This window comes from Hydrogenophaga pseudoflava, assembly GCF_004353865.1.
Classification (GTDB): domain Bacteria; phylum Pseudomonadota; class Gammaproteobacteria; order Burkholderiales; family Burkholderiaceae_C; genus Hydrogenophaga; species Hydrogenophaga pseudoflava.
In genome coordinates, this window is record NZ_CP037867.1 from 4,787,544 (window position 1) to 4,802,695 (window position 15,152).

At 69.0% G+C, this 15,152-nt stretch carries 12 protein-coding genes; 8 read left to right on the forward strand and 4 right to left on the reverse strand.

The genetic code is table 11. From position 1 onward, the window contains the following. Positions 1-27 precede the first annotated feature (27 nt). Both HPF_RS22990 and HPF_RS22995 read right to left on the reverse strand, forming a co-directional pair. Positions 28-678 carry a glutathione S-transferase family protein gene (locus HPF_RS22990; RefSeq protein ID WP_079364811.1) on the reverse strand — a complete coding sequence of 217 codons (651 nt, stop codon included), beginning with the start codon at positions 676-678 and terminating at the stop codon, positions 28-30. Between the two features lie 33 nt (positions 679-711). Beyond that, entirely contained in the window at positions 712-3,651 is a 2,940-nt protein-coding gene (locus HPF_RS22995) for a DNA topoisomerase III (protein WP_133157948.1), read from the reverse strand. Between the two features lie 99 nt (positions 3,652-3,750). Between HPF_RS22995 and HPF_RS23000 the strand changes: the two genes are divergently transcribed. The 3 genes from HPF_RS23000 to HPF_RS23010 are packed head-to-tail and all read left to right on the forward strand — an operon-like array spanning position 3,751 to position 5,707. Next, positions 3,751-4,236, forward strand: coding sequence for an SET domain-containing protein (locus tag HPF_RS23000; RefSeq protein WP_243721652.1), 486 nt, complete (start codon positions 3,751-3,753; stop codon positions 4,234-4,236). Continuing rightward, positions 4,233-5,030 carry a biotin--[acetyl-CoA-carboxylase] ligase gene (locus HPF_RS23005; RefSeq protein WP_079364809.1) on the forward strand — a complete coding sequence of 266 codons (798 nt, stop codon included), beginning with the start codon at positions 4,233-4,235 and terminating at the stop codon, positions 5,028-5,030. The genes HPF_RS23000 and HPF_RS23005 overlap by 4 nt, the downstream gene beginning before the upstream one ends. Beyond that, the gene (locus HPF_RS23010) at positions 5,024-5,707 is read left to right on the forward strand and encodes an SPOR domain-containing protein (protein WP_133157949.1); all 684 of its coding nucleotides are present in this window, start codon (positions 5,024-5,026) and stop codon (positions 5,705-5,707) included. Before HPF_RS23005 ends, HPF_RS23010 begins: the two co-directional genes overlap by 7 nt. A gap of 120 nt (positions 5,708-5,827) precedes the next feature. Here HPF_RS23010 and gap read toward each other — a convergent pair whose 3' ends face one another. Next, entirely contained in the window at positions 5,828-6,826 is a 999-nt protein-coding gene (gene gap, locus HPF_RS23020; RefSeq protein ID WP_066159435.1) for a type I glyceraldehyde-3-phosphate dehydrogenase, read from the reverse strand. A gap of 41 nt (positions 6,827-6,867) precedes the next feature. After that, entirely contained in the window at positions 6,868-8,943 is a 2,076-nt protein-coding gene (gene tkt, locus HPF_RS23025; RefSeq protein WP_133157950.1) for a transketolase, read from the reverse strand. A 113-nt stretch (positions 8,944-9,056) separates the two neighbouring features. Here tkt and HPF_RS23030 point away from each other — a divergent pair, with 113 nt between their 5' ends. The 5 genes from HPF_RS23030 to HPF_RS23050 all read left to right on the forward strand — a co-directional run bounded on the left by HPF_RS23030 (position 9,057) and on the right by HPF_RS23050 (position 15,132). Continuing rightward, positions 9,057-9,791: a nucleotidyltransferase family protein gene (locus HPF_RS23030; protein WP_279512604.1), complete on the forward strand. Its 735-nt coding sequence runs from the start codon at positions 9,057-9,059 to the stop codon at positions 9,789-9,791. A 43-nt stretch (positions 9,792-9,834) separates the two neighbouring features. Next, complete coding sequence (locus tag HPF_RS23035; RefSeq protein WP_079364804.1) at positions 9,835-11,232, forward strand: aminopeptidase P N-terminal domain-containing protein; 1,398 nt, start codon at positions 9,835-9,837, stop codon at positions 11,230-11,232. 46 nt (positions 11,233-11,278) lie between these two features. Then, positions 11,279-11,812, forward strand: coding sequence for an MOSC domain-containing protein (locus HPF_RS23040; RefSeq protein WP_079364871.1), 534 nt, complete (start codon positions 11,279-11,281; stop codon positions 11,810-11,812). A 44-nt stretch (positions 11,813-11,856) separates the two neighbouring features. After that, a complete protein-coding gene (locus tag HPF_RS23045; protein WP_079364869.1) occupies positions 11,857-12,807 on the forward strand; it encodes a 1-phosphofructokinase family hexose kinase in 951 nt (316 codons plus the stop codon). A gap of 168 nt (positions 12,808-12,975) precedes the next feature. Continuing rightward, positions 12,976-15,132: a TonB-dependent siderophore receptor gene (locus tag HPF_RS23050; RefSeq protein ID WP_133157951.1), complete on the forward strand. Its 2,157-nt coding sequence runs from the start codon at positions 12,976-12,978 to the stop codon at positions 15,130-15,132. Positions 15,133-15,152: the final 20 nt, after the last annotated feature.

Sequence of the window (15,152 nt, forward strand, 5' to 3'; positions counted from 1 at the left end):
CACGCTCCACCGCTGCGCGGATCGCGCTCAGGCCGCGGGCTGGTAGACGTTGAGTTGCAGGCGCTCGCGCTCGATGACGCGGGCCACCGCCGGCAGCGCGGCGAACCGCTGGACCAGGGTCCAGGTCGCGGGCAGCGTGGTCGGGTCGATGCCGGCGTAGCCACCCCAGCGCAGCAGGGTCAGCGCGTAGGCGTCCAGCGCACATGGCGCCTCGCCGCACAGCCAGGGCGAGGCCTTGGCGGCCATGGCCTCGATCTCGCCGAGCAACCCCTTGTAGCTGTTCGCCGCAAAGGCACGGATGATCTTCTGCGCCCCCTCGTCGTCGGTGAACTTCTGCGGCATGAACACGTGGGTGAAGGTCGGGTGCACCGTGTTGTTCATCCAGGCCAGTGTGGACAGCGCGCGGGTGCGCGCCACGCCCGAGGCGGGCAGGATGCCGGCCTGCGGGAACTTCGCGTCCAGGTGCAGCAGGATGGCCACGATCTGCGTGATCACCTCGCCGTCGTCCACCAGCACCGGCACCTGGCCGCGCGGGTTCATCGCGAGGTACTCGGGGCTGCGCTGCTCGCCCTTGTGCAGCTTGACCATCATCGGCTCGAACGGCACGCCGGCCAGTTCGAGCATGGCGTGTGGCACGAACGAGCAGGCGCCTGGGGCGAAGAAGAGTTGGAGGCTCATGGACCGTGTCTCCTGGTGTTGTGGTGAATGGAATCAGTCGACCAGGTGCTGGCCGACGATGCCGGCGATCTCGAACATCGTGACCTGGTCCTTGCCGAACACCGGGCGCAGCTTGGCGTCGGCGTTGACCTTGCGCTTGTCGGCCGCGTCCTGCAGGCCATGGGCCTTGATGTAGTCCCACAGCTTCTTGACCACCTCGGGGCGCGAGACCGCGCCTTCGCCGATCACCGCGGCCAGCGCAGCGCTGGGCTGCTTGCCGGTGGCGGCGGTGGTCTTGCGCGGGGCCTTGGGCGCGGCGGCCTTTTTCGCAGCCGGCGCCTTCTTGGCTGCGCCAGCCTTCTTGGCAGGTGCGGCCTTGGCCGCAGCTCCGGCGGTCTTGCGCGGTGGGAACTTGCTCTCGCGCGGCTCGAACTCGAAGTTCACTTTGCCGGCCTCCTTGTCCCAGGCGAGGAAGGCCTTGAAGCTGCGGCGTGTGCGCATGGAGACGAACTTGTCCAGCAGGTCGGTCTTGCCCGTTGCCAGCAGCTTGCTCATCTGATCGCGCGCCACCGGCTGCTGCAGGATGACCTTGCCGCTCTTGAACGTGCAGCTGGGCGTGGGCTGGGCGGCCGTGGGCACTGCCTTGCTGCAGACGTAGTTGGCCCCGTGCTCGAACACCTGGGCGCCGCAGACCGGGCAGGCGCCCAGGCCCTCCTGGTCCGCAAAATCCACCAGCTCGCCGGTTTCTTCGGCGTTCTTGTCGTCGCCGAAGTCGAACTCCAGCTTCCAGTTTTTGTCCTCGTCGCTGTACTTGAGGGTCATCTCGGCCACGAAGGGCCAGCCGGCCTTGGAGCGGAAGCCTTCCAGCGGGCCGATGTGCCTGTCGCGCACAAAGGCCTCGGCTTCGGTCACTTCGAAGGTGCGGCCGGCGGGCGACTTGGTGAACGAGAAGCCGCAGCCCTCGCTGTTGCCGTCGGCGCCGGTGCAGGCGTAGCGGCGGTAGTTTTCCTTCACCACGCCGCCGCAGTTGGGGCAGGGCGCTTCGAGCGTGGCGTAGTTGCCAGGCACGGTGTCGCGGTCGTATTCCTTGGCCTTCTTCACCATGCGCTCGGTCATGGCGGCGATCTCGGCCATGAAGGCCGCGCGCGAGAGCTTGCCGTGCTCCATCTGGGCCAGCTTGTATTCCCACTCGCCGGTCAGTTCGGGGCGCGAGAGTTCCTCGACCTCCAGGCCGCGCAGCAGGGTCATGAGCTGGAAGGCCTTGGCGGTGGGGATGATCTCGCGCCCTTCGCGCAGCATGTACTTCTCGTTCAGCAGGCCTTCGATGATGGCTGCGCGCGTGGCCGGGGTGCCCAGGCCCTTCTCCTGCATGGCCTCGCGCAGTTCGTCGTCCTCGATGAACTTGCCCGCGCCTTCCATGGCGCCCAGCAGCGTCGCTTCCGAATAGCGCGCCGGCGGCTTGGTCTTCAGGCCTTTGGCCTCCACGGTCTCGGTGCGCACCGTCTCGCCCTCGCGCACCGGCACCAGGTTCTGACCCTTGTCGCCGTCCTTCGCGCCTTCCACGTCTTCGGCCGCTTCCTTGCCGTAGACCGCCATCCAGCCCGGCTTGACCAGCACCTTGCCTTCGGTCTTGAAGTGGTGGTTCAGCACCTTGGAGATGCGCGTCGTCACCATGAACTCGGCGCTGGGGAAGAACACCGCCAGGAAGCGGCGCACCACCAGGTCGTAGAGCTTCTGCTCGGCCTCGCTCAGGCCGCTGGGCGCCTGCAGCGTCGGGATGATGGCGAAGTGGTCCGAGACCTTGCTGTTGTCGAAGATGCGCTTGCTGGGCTTGATGTAGTTGCCGTTGAGCGCCGTCAGGGCGTGCGGCGCCAGGTGCTTCATGCCGCTGTCGGCCAGCATCTCGAAGGTCTGCTTCACGGTGCCCAGATAGTCCTCGGGCAGGTGGCGCGAATCGGTCCGCGGGTAGGTCAGGGCCTTGTGGCGCTCGTACAGGCTCTGCGCCAGCTGCAGCGTGGTCTTGGCCGAGAAGCCGAAACGGCCGTTGGCCTCACGCTGCAGGCTGGTCAGGTCGTACAGCAGGCCGCTGGCCTGCGTGGTGGGCTTACTCTCTTCGGTGACGCTGGCGGCCTTGCCGCGCACCGCCTCGACGATGGCCAGCGCCTCGCGGTGGTCCCACAGGCGGTCCGCGCGCAGGTCGGCGTCGGCGTCGTCGCCGGTGGGCTTCTTGAAGGCGGGATCGAACCACTTGCCGGGGTACTCGCCGGCCTCGGCCAGGAAGCTGGCGTGGATTTCCCAGTAGTCGCGGCTGCGGTGGGCGCGGATCTGCTCTTCGCGCTCGACCACGATGGACAGCGTGGGCGTCTGCACCCGGCCGACGGTGGTCAGGAAGAAGCCGCCGTCGCGCGAGTTGAAAGCGGTCATGGCGCGGGTGCCGTTGATGCCCACCAGCCAGTCGGCTTCTGAGCGGCTGCGCGCTGCGTCAGCCAGGCCGCGCATCTGCTCGTCGCTGCGCAGCTTTTCAAACCCGTCGCGGATGGCCTGCGGCGTCATGGACTGCAGCCACAGCCGCTGGACCGGCTTGCCCAGGCCCTGGTACTGGCCGCTTTTCTGCCCGCCGGCGTACTGCTCGATCAGGCGGAAGATCAGCTCCCCCTCGCGGCCCGCGTCGCAGGCGTTGATCAGGCGGCCCACGTCCTTGCGCTTGGCCAGCCTGACCACGGCCGACAGGCGCGACTTGGTCTTGTCGATGGGCTTGAGCTCGAAGAACGGCGGCAGCACCGGCAGGTGGGCGAAGCTCCACTTGCCGCGCTTGACGTCGAACTGCTCGGGCGCGGCGATCTCCACCAGGTGGCCGACGGCGGAGGTCACGACGTACTGCTCGTTCTCGAAATGGTCGTCGTGCTTGTCGAACTTGCCCGCCACCGGGGTAAGCGCGCGCACGATGTCCTGGGCCACGGACGGCTTCTCTGCAATGACCAGTGTTTTGTTCATCTCTACAATTTGGGCTTCACGCGCGTGTACACGCGCACGGGGGCGCACACGCACATACGCGCGCACCTGCATGAAACAACCTTACCAAAATTCCCGATCGTGAAGAAAACCGCCCCCGCACGCCGCATCCAGACCCGCCGCTCGGGCGTTCACGGCAAGGGGGTGTACGCCCTGGTCGATCTGGCCGAAGGCGAAACCGTCATCGAGTACGTGGGCGAGGTCATCAGCTGGGACGAGGCGCTGCGCCGCCACCCGCACGATCCGAAGGACCCCAACCACACCTTCTATTTCCACATCGACGAGGACCACGTCATCGACGCCAAGTACGGCGGCAACTCCTCACGCTGGATCAACCACAGCTGCGACCCCAACTGCGAGGCCGAGACCGACGAGGGCCGGGTCTTCATCCGCGCCAAGCGCAACATCAAGGCCGGCGAAGAGCTGTTCTACGACTACGGCCTGGTGATCGACGAGCCCTACACGCCAGCCCTCAAGAAGCAGTACCCCTGCTGGTGCGGCTCGAAAAACTGCCGCGGCACGCTGCTGGCCCCCAAACGCGGCGGCCGCGCCACGAAGCTCGGATGACCGACCTGCTCGCCCACGCCGAATCCGTCTGGCAGTCGGTCGTCGCCGACCTGCCGACCTTCACCGTCGAGGTGCTGCCCCGCATCGACTCGACCAGCAGCGAACTGATGCGCCGCGCCCGCGACGGGCTGGTGGAGCCGGTACTGCTGGCGGCCGAGGAACAGACGGCTGGCCGGGGCCGCATGGGCAAGGGCTGGCACAGCCGGGCGGGTCAGTCGCTGACCTTCTCGCTGGCGCTGCCGCTGGCGCCGGCCGACTGGTCGGGCCTGTCGCTGGCGGTGGGCGTGAGCCTGGCCGAGAGCCTGCATCCGGACGTGCAGCTGAAGTGGCCCAACGACCTCTGGCTGCAGCAGCGCAAGCTGGGCGGCATCCTGGTCGAGACCGCGGGCACCGGTGACGGTGCCTCGGCGCCGCGCACCGTCGTCGTGGGCGTGGGCATCAACATCGCGCGCCCGGACACGGCAGCGGTGCAGTCGCTGGCCACGCCCGGTGCGGTGGCGGCCATGCCGCCGGCCGGGCTGGCCGAGGTGCGCATGGGTGTGACCGCCGGCGAGACCCTGGCCCTGGTTGCGCCCGCGCTGGTGCGCGACGTGCTGCGCTTCGGCGCGGACGGGTTCGCCCCCTTTGCGAACCGCTTCGCGCTGCGCGACGCCCTGCTGGGCCGCGCCGTGCGGCTGACCGACGGCACGGAAGGCACCGCCGAGGGTGTCGACGCGCAGGGCGCCCTGCGCGTGCGGACGGCACAGGGGCTGCGCACCGTGCACAGCGCGGAAGTGAGCGTGCGCCCATGCTGAGACTCGTCGCCATCGCCCTGCTGCTGGCCAACGCGGTCTACTTCGCCTGGACCCAGGGCTTCCTGGCGGGGCTGGGCCTGGCGCCAGTCCAGCAGAGCGAACCCGAACGGCTGAACGCGCAGATCGAACCGGGCACGCTGCGCCTGCTCAACGGCCCGCGCGCCGAAGCCGAGGACCTGGCCCAGGCCACCGACGCAACCCCCAGCTCGCCGGAAGTCGCGCCCGCCACGTCCTGCTGGCAGGCCAGCGGCTTTACGGCGCCTCAGGCCGACGCGCTGCGCGCTGCGCTGGCCAGCACCGGCCTGAACGAAGCGCTCTGGCAGTTCAGCGAGGCCAAGTCCTCCGGCCGCTGGATCGTCTACATGGGCCGCTACAACGACGAGCAGATGGCGAAGAAGAAGGGCGAGTTGCGCGAGCTCAAGATCGAGTTCCGCGAGGTCAACCTGCCGTCGGCCGGGCCGGGCCTGGCGCTGGGCACTTTCTCCAGCGAGGAGTCGGTGCAGCAGGCGCTCAAGGACGTCGCCAGGAAGGGCGTGCGCACCGCACGCGCCGCTCTGGAGCGCCCCGAGAGCGTTTCGTGGACCCTGCGCCTGCCCGCCATTACCGACGAGCAGCGCACGTCGATCGAGAGCCTGGGCGAGTCCCTGGCTGGCAAAAAACTCCAGCCGTGCGAATGAAAAAAGCCGCTGTTTCCACAGCGGCTTTTTGAGTCCAGGGCACCCGTGGAACCGGCTTTGCCGGGCCACAGGGTGCGTCCCCTCTCCGGGGGGAAGCCGCGAAGCGGCGCAGGGGGGAGCTTATTTGCTCACGACGCGGACCATTTCCAGGCACTTGTTCGAGTAGCCCCACTCGTTGTCGTACCAGCTCACGACCTTCACGAAGGTCTTGTCCAGCGCGATGCCGGCGTCGGCGTCGAACACCGAGGTGCAGGTCTCGCCGCGGAAGTCGGTGGCCACGACCTTGTCGGTGGTGTAGCCCAGCACGCCCTTGAGCGCGCCTTCGCTCTGGGCCTTCATTTCGGCGCAGATCTCTTCGTAGGTGGCTTCGCTGTTGAGTTCAACGGTCAGGTCCACCACCGACACGTCGGAGGTCGGCACGCGGAAGGACATGCCGGTCAGTTTCTTGTTCAGCTCGGGGATCACCACGCCCACGGCCTTGGCAGCGCCGGTGGAGGACGGGATGATGTTTTCCAGGATGCCGCGACCACCGCGCCAGTCCTTGTTGGACGGGCCGTCCACCGTCTTTTGCGTGGCGGTAGCAGCGTGCACCGTCGTCATCAGGCCGCGCTTGATGCCCCACTTGTCGTTCAGCACCTTGGCCACGGGGGCCAGGCAGTTGGTGGTGCACGAAGCGTTGGAGATGATGGCCTGGCCGGCGTAGGTCTTGTCGTTCACGCCGAAGACGAACATGGGGGTGTCGTCCTTGGAGGGAGCGGACAGGATGACCTTCTTGGCGCCCGCGTCCAGGTGCTTCTGGGCAGTGACCTTGTCCAGGAACAGGCCGGTGGATTCAATGACCACGTCGGCACCGACGTCGGCCCACTTCAGGTTGGCGGGGTCACGCTCTTGCGTCAGGCGGATGGTCTTGCCGTTGACGACGATGTTGCCGCCTTCGACCTTGACGGTGCCCTTGAAGCGGCCGTGCACGCTGTCGTACTGGAGCATGTAGGCCAGGTAGTCGGGCTCGAGCAGATCGTTGATGGCCACGATCTCGATGTCCGGGAAGTTCTGGATCGCGCTGCGCAGCACGTTGCGACCGATGCGGCCGAAACCGTTGATACCGACTTTGATAGCCATGTCCTCAGCTCCTGTGATGGATGAAAAAAGAAAGGAAAACCTTATTTGGCGAGCACGGCGCGCACCGTGTCGGCCACGTTCTCGGGGGTGAAGCCGAAGTGCTTGAACAGCACCGGCGCCGGGGCCGATTCGCCGTAGGTGTCGATGCCGACCACGGCCGACACGCCGTACTTCCACCAGCCGTCGGTGGCACCCATCTCGACGGCGACGCGCGGCAGCCCCTTGGGCAGCACGGCGGCCTTGTAATCGGCGCTCTGGCGGTCGAACACACTGGTGCTGGGCACCGAGACCACGCGCACGGCGATCTTGTGTTCCTTGGCCAGGGCTTCCTGCGCCTTGAGCGCCAGCTGCACTTCGGAGCCGGTGGCGATGATCACGGCCTGGGCCTTCTTCTTCAGGCCCACGTCGGCCGGCTCGGACAGCACGTAGCCGCCCTTGCTGATGTCGGCCAGGTCGGCCTTGGGTGCGTACGGCAGGTTCTGGCGCGACAGGCACAGGGCGCTGGGGCGGTTGGCGGTCTGCAGGGCCACGGCCCAGGCCACGGCGGTTTCGGCCGTGTCGGCCGGGCGCCAGACGTCCAGGCCCGGGATCAGGCGCAGGCTGGCGACGTGTTCGATGGACTGGTGCGTCGGGCCGTCTTCACCCAGACCGATGGAGTCGTGCGTGAACACGTGGACCACGCGCTGCTTCATCAGCGCGGCCATGCGGATGGCGTTGCGGCTGTAGTCGCTGAAGGTCAGGAAGGTACCGCCGTAGGGGATGAAACCGCCGTGCAGGGCAACGCCGTTCATGATCGCGGCCATGCCGAACTCGCGCACGCCGTAGTTGATGTGGCGGCCGCCCACGCCAGCCTCGTTCTTCACGACGTTGCCGGCCAGGTCCACGCGCAGGTTGGGCGTGGACTTGGTGTTGGTCAGGTTGGAACCGGTCAGGTCGGCCGAACCGCCCAGCAGTTCGGGCAGGGCCGCGGTGAAGTGCTCCAGAGCGATCTGGCTGGCCTTGCGGCTGGCCACGGTCTCGGCCTTGGTGTGGGCTTCGACGGCGGCGTTGACAGCGACCTGGTTGAAGGACTTGGGCAGCTCGCCCTTCATGCGGCGAGTGAACTCCTTGGCCAGCTCGGGGAAGGCGGCCTTGTAGGCGGCGAACTGTTCGTTCCAGGCGGCCTCAAAGGCCTTGCCAGCCTCCTTGGCGTCCCAGGCGGCGTACACGTCCTTGGGGATCTTGAAGGGCTCGTGGCTCCAGCCCAGCGCTTCGCGGGTGAGCTTGATTTCTTCGGCGCCCAGCGGCTCGCCGTGGGCCTTGGCGGTGTTGGCGCGGTTCGGGCTGCCCTTGCCAATGCTGGTCTTGCAGCAGATCAGCGTCGGCTTGTCGGCGCTGTTCTTGGCGGCGGCAATCGCGGCGCTCACGGCGTCGGCGTCGTGGCCGTCGACGGCGCGGATCACGTTCCAGCCGCAGGCTTCAAAACGCTTCGGGGTGTCGTCGATGAACCAGGGCGCGACCTGGCCGTCGATGGAGATGCCGTTGTCGTCGTACAGCGCGACCAGCTTGTTGAGCTTCCAGGCGCCGGCCAGGGCCACGGCCTCGTGGCTGATGCCTTCCATCAGGCAGCCGTCGCCCAGGAACACGTAGGTGTGGTGGTCGACGATGGCATGGCCTTCACGGTTGAATTCGCTGGCCAACAGCTTCTCGGCCAGCGCCATGCCCACCGCATTGGTGATGCCCTGGCCCAGCGGGCCGGTAGTCGTCTCGACGCCGGGCGTGTGGCCGACTTCGGGGTGGCCGGCGGTCTTGCTGCCCAGCTGGCGGAAGTTCTTGAGTTCGCCGATGGGCAGCTTGTAGCCCGTCAGGTGCAGCACCGCGTAGATCAGCATGGAGCCGTGGCCGTTGGACAGCACGAAGCGGTCGCGGTTGGCCCAGGCCGGGTTGGCCGGGTTGTGGCGCAGGTGGCGGCCCCACAGCGCGACGGCCATGTCGGCCATGCCCATGGGCGCGCCGGGGTGGCCGGAGTTGGCGGCCTGCACCGCGTCCATGGCGAGCGCGCGGATGGCGTTGGCCTGGGTCTGGGCGCTCACGGCGGAAACTGGGGCGGAGGCGGTGCTGGGGGTGGCGTCGGACATGGTGCAGGGAAGGGGAGGAGAGAAGGGGTCGGCGCGGGCCGAAACCAGGGATTTTATCGGCCCCCGTCGGCGGACCATAATGCGCGCGGCGGTTCACTGAACGCGCACCCACCATGGCCTCCACCCTTCACACGCCCATTCCCGCCATGATCCTGGCCGCCGGCCGGGGCATGCGCATGCGGCCGCTCACCGACATCACCCCCAAACCCCTGCTGCCACTGCGCGGCCAGCCGCTGATGCAATGGGCCATGGAAGCGCTGTCGCGGGGCGGCTTTGACCGGCTGGTGATCAACACCGGCTGGCTGGGCGAGCAGATCGCGGCGCATTTCGCCGACTGGCCGCAGCACCACCCGGGCGCCGAGCTGCGGTTCTCGCACGAAGGGCAGGACTTCGGCTACGCCCTGGAGACGGCGGGCGGCATCTCGCGCGCCCTGCCCCTGCTGGGCGAGGTGTTCTGGGTGCTGGCGGGCGACGTGTACGCGCCCGACTTCGTCTTCAGCCAGGACAGCGTGGACCGCTTCGTCGCCAGCGACCGGCTGGCCCACCTCTGGCTGGTGCCCAACCCGCCGCACAACCCCCGGGGCGATTTCGGTCTGTCGCCCGACGGCCGCGCGCTGAACACCGCCGACGGCGAGCGCTTCACCTACAGCACCATCGGTCTGTACCGCCGCGAGCTGTTCGAGTCGCCATGGAGCGACACCGTCCCGGGCAACCCGCAGGGCACAGCCGAGCCGCTGGCGCCGCTGCTGCGCAAGGCCATGGACGCCGGGCGCGTGGGTGCCGAGCTCTACACCGGGCCCTGGACCGACGTGGGCACGCCCGAGCGCCTCGATGAGCTGAACCGCTGACCCTGCGCCGCGCGCGAGCAAACAAAAGCCGCACAATGCGGCGATGGACGCCCAGACCTCATTCACCCTCTACGCACAGCGCCGCGCCCGCCTGGCCGCGCAGCTGACCCCCGGCGGCATCGCCATCGTGCCCACCGCGCCCGAGCAGCAGCGCAACCGCGACAGCGACTTCCTGTTCCGGCACGACAGCTACTTCTACTACCTGACCGGCTTCACCGAGCCCAACGCCTGGCTGGTGCTGACTGCAGAGGGAGAGGCCACGCTGTTCTGCAACCCGAAAGACGCCGAGCGCGAGATCTGGGACGGCATCCGCCTGGGCCCGGCCGCCGCGCCCGACGCGCTGGGCGTGCAAGCCGCCTTCCCCGTGAGCGAGCTGGACCAGCGCCTGCCGAAGCTTCTGGAAAACCGCAGCGTGGTCTGGTACCCGTTCGCCACCCACAAGGGGCTGGACGGCCGCATCAACGGCTGGCTCGAACCCGTGCGCGCCCGCGTGCGCTACGGCGCGCTGTGCCCCGAACAGCAGCGCGACCTGTGCGGCCCGCTGGACGAGATGCGCCTGATCAAGGACGCGCACGAGCAGGCCGTGATGCGGCGCGCGGCGCAGATCAGCGCACGCGCCCACATTCGCGCCATGCAGAGGAGCGCCGCCATGCTGCGCGCCGGGCAGGACGTGCGCGAGTACCACCTGGACGCCGAGCTGCTGCACGAGTTCCGCCAGCACGGCTCGCAGTACCCGGCCTACGGCAGCATCGTCGCCGCCGGGGCCAACGCCTGCGTGCTGCACTACCGCGCCGACGCCGCGCCCATCCGCGACGGCGAGCTGGTGCTGATCGACGCCGGCTGCGAGCTGGACGGCTACGCCAGCGACATCACGCGCACCTTCCCCGCGAACGGCAAGTTCACCGGCCCGCAGCGCACGCTCTACGACCTGGTGCTGGCCTCGCAGGACGCGGCCGTGGCCGCGACAAAACCCGGCAACCGCTTCACCGACCCGCACGAAGCCACGGTGGCCGTGCTGGCGCAGGGCCTGCTCGACGTGGGCCTGCTGGACAAGAACAAGGTCGGCAGCGCACAGGACGTGATCGCCAACCGCAGTTACTTCCCGTTCTACATGCACCGCACCGGCCACTGGCTGGGCATGGACGTGCACGACTGCGGGAGCTACGTCGAACCGTCGGAAGTGGGTACGGTGAACGAACGCAAGGACCCGCTCTCGGGCGAAGTCATCAAGGACCGCCCCAGCCGCATCCTGCGCCCGGGCATGGCGCTGACCATCGAGCCCGGCCTGTACGTGCGCCCGGGCGAAGGCGTGCCGGAGGCGTTCTGGAACATCGGCATCCGCATCGAGGACGACGCCATCGTCACCGACAGCGGCTGCGAGCTGATCACGCGCGATGTGCCGGTCAAGGCCGAAGAGATCGAAGCGCTGATGCGCGGCTGAGGTGACGCGGATCGTCAGCGTCCAGACCGGCGTGGTCCGCCCCCTGATGGTGGGTGACCGGCGTGTGCTGTCGGCCATCGGCAAGACGCCGGTGGGCGGCGCGGTGGCGGTCGGACCGCTGGGCCTGGCCGGTGACGAACAGGCGGACCCGGCCTACCACGGCGGCCTGGACAAGGCGGTCTACGCCTACCCGGTGGAGCACCTGCCGACCTGGCAGCGCCTGCGGCGCGAACGCGGCGTGTCGATGTTCGACGAACCGCTGCCGTTCGGCTTCGTCGGCGAGAACCTGAGCGTGGAGGGCCTGCGCGAGAGCGAGGTGTGGATCGGCGACGAATGGGTCATCGGCGATCTGGTGCTGCGCGTCACCGCGCCGCGCGAACCCTGCTCGAAGTTCAATGCCGTAGCCGGTCTGCCCGACGCAGGGCGCCTCATGGTGGACGCCTGCAACTGCGGCTGGTACCTGGCCGTGGCGCAGCCGGGCACGGTGCAGGCCGGACAGGACATCGTGGTGCGCCCCGGCCGGCGCGGCATGACCGTGGCGCAGGCCTTTCTCGCCAAGCGGGCCAAACACATCCGTTGAGGCCGGGCAAAGCCGCCGGGCGGCGCATGCGGTACAACCGCCGCATGAACACCCCGCCCCGCATCCTCTGCCTGACCATGAACCCCTCGGTCGACCTCGCGACCGAGACCGAATCCGTCGTGCCCACGCACAAGCTGCGCTGCGGCGACACGCTGCACGACGCGGGCGGCGGCGGCGTCAACGTGGCGCGCGTGCTCACCCGCCTGGGCGGGCGCTGCGTGGCGCTGTGCCCGACCGGCGGCTCCCCGGGGCAGTGGCTGGAGAAGCGCATGCGCGACGAGGGCCTGGACAGCGTGTTCCTGCCTATTGCCGACGAAACCCGCGTGAGCTTCACCGTGCACGAGCACAGCACCGGCGCCGAGTTCCGCTTCGTCATGCCCGGCCCGCACCTGAGCGAGGCCGAATGGATGGCCTGCCTGCAGCACCTCGAAAGCCTGAGCGACTTCCCTGACCTGGTGGTCGCCAGCGGCAGCCTGCCGCCGGGCGTGCCCGCCGACTTCTACGCCCGCGTCGCGCGCCTGTGCCACCAGCGCGGCGCCAGGCTGGTGCTCGACGCCTCCGGGCCGGCGCTGGCGGCGGCGCTGGCCGAGGGTGTGTTCCTGTTCAAGCCCAACCTCAAGGAGCTGGCCGAGCTCAGCGGCCAGACGCTGGAGACGCCGGCCCAGTGGCAAGCCGCGGCGCGCCAGCTGGTGCTGGACGGCCGGAGCGAGATCGTGGCGCTGACCCTGGGCCACCTGGGCGCGCTGCTGGTCACGCGCGAGGCGATGTGGTTCGCACCGCCACTGGACATGCCGGTGGCCAGCGCGGTGGGCGCGGGCGACAGCTTCGTCGCCGGCCTGGTCTGGGCCTGGCAGCACGGCATGCCGATGGATCAGGCCTTCGCCTGGGGCGTGGCCGCCGGCTCGGCCGCACTGCTGACCGCCGGCACCGGGCTCGCACGGCCGGACGACGTGCGGCGGCTGTTCACCAAGGTCCAGGTGCGGGCAGTGGCCTGACGCGGCAGTGCCCGGTCTGCGGACGGGCGGCGAGGGCAACGTCTTGAGGCATTTATTGATAATGGTTATCATTTAAGACCAGCCAGCCACGGGCGCGCCTCCCGCCGCGCGCCGTCAAGAGCCAGCCAATGACCCCCGTCGTACGACGGAACTGCTGTCTCTTGACCCATGAACACCCACCTGTCTGCCCCGGCAGCGCTCAGCCCGCTCGCCCTCGCTTCCCGCATCGCCCTCGCCAGTTCGGTCCTGTTCGGACTGACCCCGTCCGCCCTGGCCCAGACGGCACCCGCCGCGCCTGAGCCCATGCTGGGCACGGTGGTCGTGCGCGACAGCGCCAGCGCCGCACCCACCGAACAGTCGCCGGCCTTCGGCGCGTCGGTGTCCAGCTCGGCCACCGGCCTGGACCTGCGCCTGCGCGAGACGCCCCAGTCCATCAGCGTGACCTCGCAGGCCCAGATGCAGGCCTTCGGCCTCAACGAGGTGCGCACCCTGCTGTCCGGGGTGACCGGCGTGCAGGTCGAGAAGGTCGAGACCGACCGCACCTACTTTTCCGCCCGCGGCTTCGACATCACCAACTTCCAGGAGGACGGCATCGGCCTGCCCTTCGCCTCGGGCCTGCTCAACGGCGACATGGACACCGCGATCTACGACCGCGTGGAGGTGCTGCGCGGCGCCAACGGCCTGCTCTCGTCCACCGGCAACCCTTCGGCCACGGTCAACTTCGTGCGCAAGCGCCCGACCGCGAAGCTGCAGGCCAGCGCCGGCCTGACCCTGGGCTCGTGGAACCTGCGCCGGGTCGACGCCGATGTGGCCGGCCCGCTGAACGCCAGCGGCAGCCTGCGCGGCCGCGTGATCGTGGCCGATGAGGACAAGAACTCCTACCTCGACCGTTACCACGCCCGCAAGCAGGTGGCCTCGGGGGTGATCGAGGCCGACCTGGGTCCGTCCACCGTGCTGACCCTGGGCCACGCCCAGCAGAACAACCGGCCCCAGGGCCTGATGTGGGGCGCGCTGCCGCTGTACTACAGCGACGGTTCGGCCATCGACTACGACCGCTCGGCCAGCTCGGCGCCCGCCTGGGCCCGCTGGGACACCGACGACGGCCGCAGCTTCGCCGAGCTGCTGCACGACCTGGGCAACGGCTGGAGCGCCAAGGCCACGCTCAACCAGCGCCGCATCAGCTCGGACACCGCCATGCTCTACATCTATGGCACGCCCGACCGCGCGACCGGCGCCGGCCTGTTCAGCTGGCCCTCGACCTACGACCACCAGGAGCGCCAGACCCTCGCCGACCTGCAGTTCAAGGGGCCGTTCCAGCTCGGCGGCCGCCGGCACGAAGCGGTGTTCGGCGCCTCGGCCGGCCGCAACAAGGTCGACATGGCGTCGAGCTACGACGACCTGGGCCAGGCGCTGACGCTGCAGCAGGTGCTGGACGGCAGCTTCGCGATGCCCGACTTCGACCAGGGCGTCTCGGCCTTCGGCAACCGCGTCGACAAGCGCCGCACGGTCTACAGCGCCGGCAAGTTCAGCCTCTCGGACAGCCTCAAGCTGATCGCCGGGCTGAACCTCACGCGCGCCAGCAGCGCGGGCGTGCAGTACGGCGTCGACCACAACTACCGCGCCAGCAAGACCCAGCCCTTTGCCGGCCTGGTCTACGACGTCCATCCGAACGTCTCGGTCTACGGCAGCGCCGCCAGCATCTTCAACCCGCAGATCGAGCTGGACGCCAGCGGCGCGGTGCTCGACCCGGTGGAGGGCCGCACCGGCGAACTGGGCCTGAAGTTCGAATCGAGCGACAAGCGCCTGAACGCCAGCCTCGCCGTCTTCCGCACCCAGCAGGACAACACCGCCGAGTACGCCGGTTTTGCCAACGGCATCTCCTACTACCGCGGGGTCGACGCCACCGCCCGCGGCTTCGAGGCCGAGATCGCCGGCACCGTGGCCCCGGGCTGGCAGCTGAGCGCAGGCTACGCGCAGAACCGCATCAAGGGCGAGGACGGCCAGAACGTGCGCACCTTCGTGCCGCGCCAGACCCTGCGCCTGTCGACCACGGTCGCCATCGACGCCGTGCCCGGCCTGGAGCTGGGCGCCAGCCTGAAGTGGCAAAGCGCGATCTCGCGCGACCAGGGCGGCGGCATCACCTCGGCGCAGGACGCCTACGCCCTGCTGGACCTGATGGCGCGCTACCGCTTCAGCCAGCACTGGAGCCTGACGGCCAACCTTCGCAACACCACCGATCAGAAGTACCTCAACAGCCTGCTGTGGGACCAGAACTATTACGGCGAGCCGCGCAGCGCCTCGGTGACGCTGAACTGGGCGTACTGAAGCCACACGCCCCGCCTCGT

Coding starts and splice junctions, on each gene's coding strand:
- HPF_RS22990 (WP_079364811.1), bottom strand. CDS start 678: ATGAGCCTCCAACTCTTCTTCGCCCCAGGCGCCTGCTCGTTCGTGCCA.
- HPF_RS22995 (WP_133157948.1), bottom strand. CDS start 3,651: ATGAACAAAACACTGGTCATTGCAGAGAAGCCGTCCGTGGCCCAGGAC.
- HPF_RS23005 (WP_079364809.1), top strand. CDS start 4,233: ATGACCGACCTGCTCGCCCACGCCGAATCCGTCTGGCAGTCGGTCGTC.
- HPF_RS23010 (WP_133157949.1), top strand. CDS start 5,024: ATGCTGAGACTCGTCGCCATCGCCCTGCTGCTGGCCAACGCGGTCTAC.
- gap (WP_066159435.1), bottom strand. CDS start 6,826: ATGGCTATCAAAGTCGGTATCAACGGTTTCGGCCGCATCGGTCGCAAC.
- tkt (WP_133157950.1), bottom strand. CDS start 8,943: ATGTCCGACGCCACCCCCAGCACCGCCTCCGCCCCAGTTTCCGCCGTG.
- HPF_RS23030 (WP_279512604.1), top strand. CDS start 9,057: ATGGCCTCCACCCTTCACACGCCCATTCCCGCCATGATCCTGGCCGCC.
- HPF_RS23035 (WP_079364804.1), top strand. CDS start 9,835: ATGGACGCCCAGACCTCATTCACCCTCTACGCACAGCGCCGCGCCCGC.
- HPF_RS23040 (WP_079364871.1), top strand. CDS start 11,279: ATGGTGGGTGACCGGCGTGTGCTGTCGGCCATCGGCAAGACGCCGGTG.
- HPF_RS23045 (WP_079364869.1), top strand. CDS start 11,857: ATGAACACCCCGCCCCGCATCCTCTGCCTGACCATGAACCCCTCGGTC.
- HPF_RS23050 (WP_133157951.1), top strand. CDS start 12,976: ATGAACACCCACCTGTCTGCCCCGGCAGCGCTCAGCCCGCTCGCCCTC.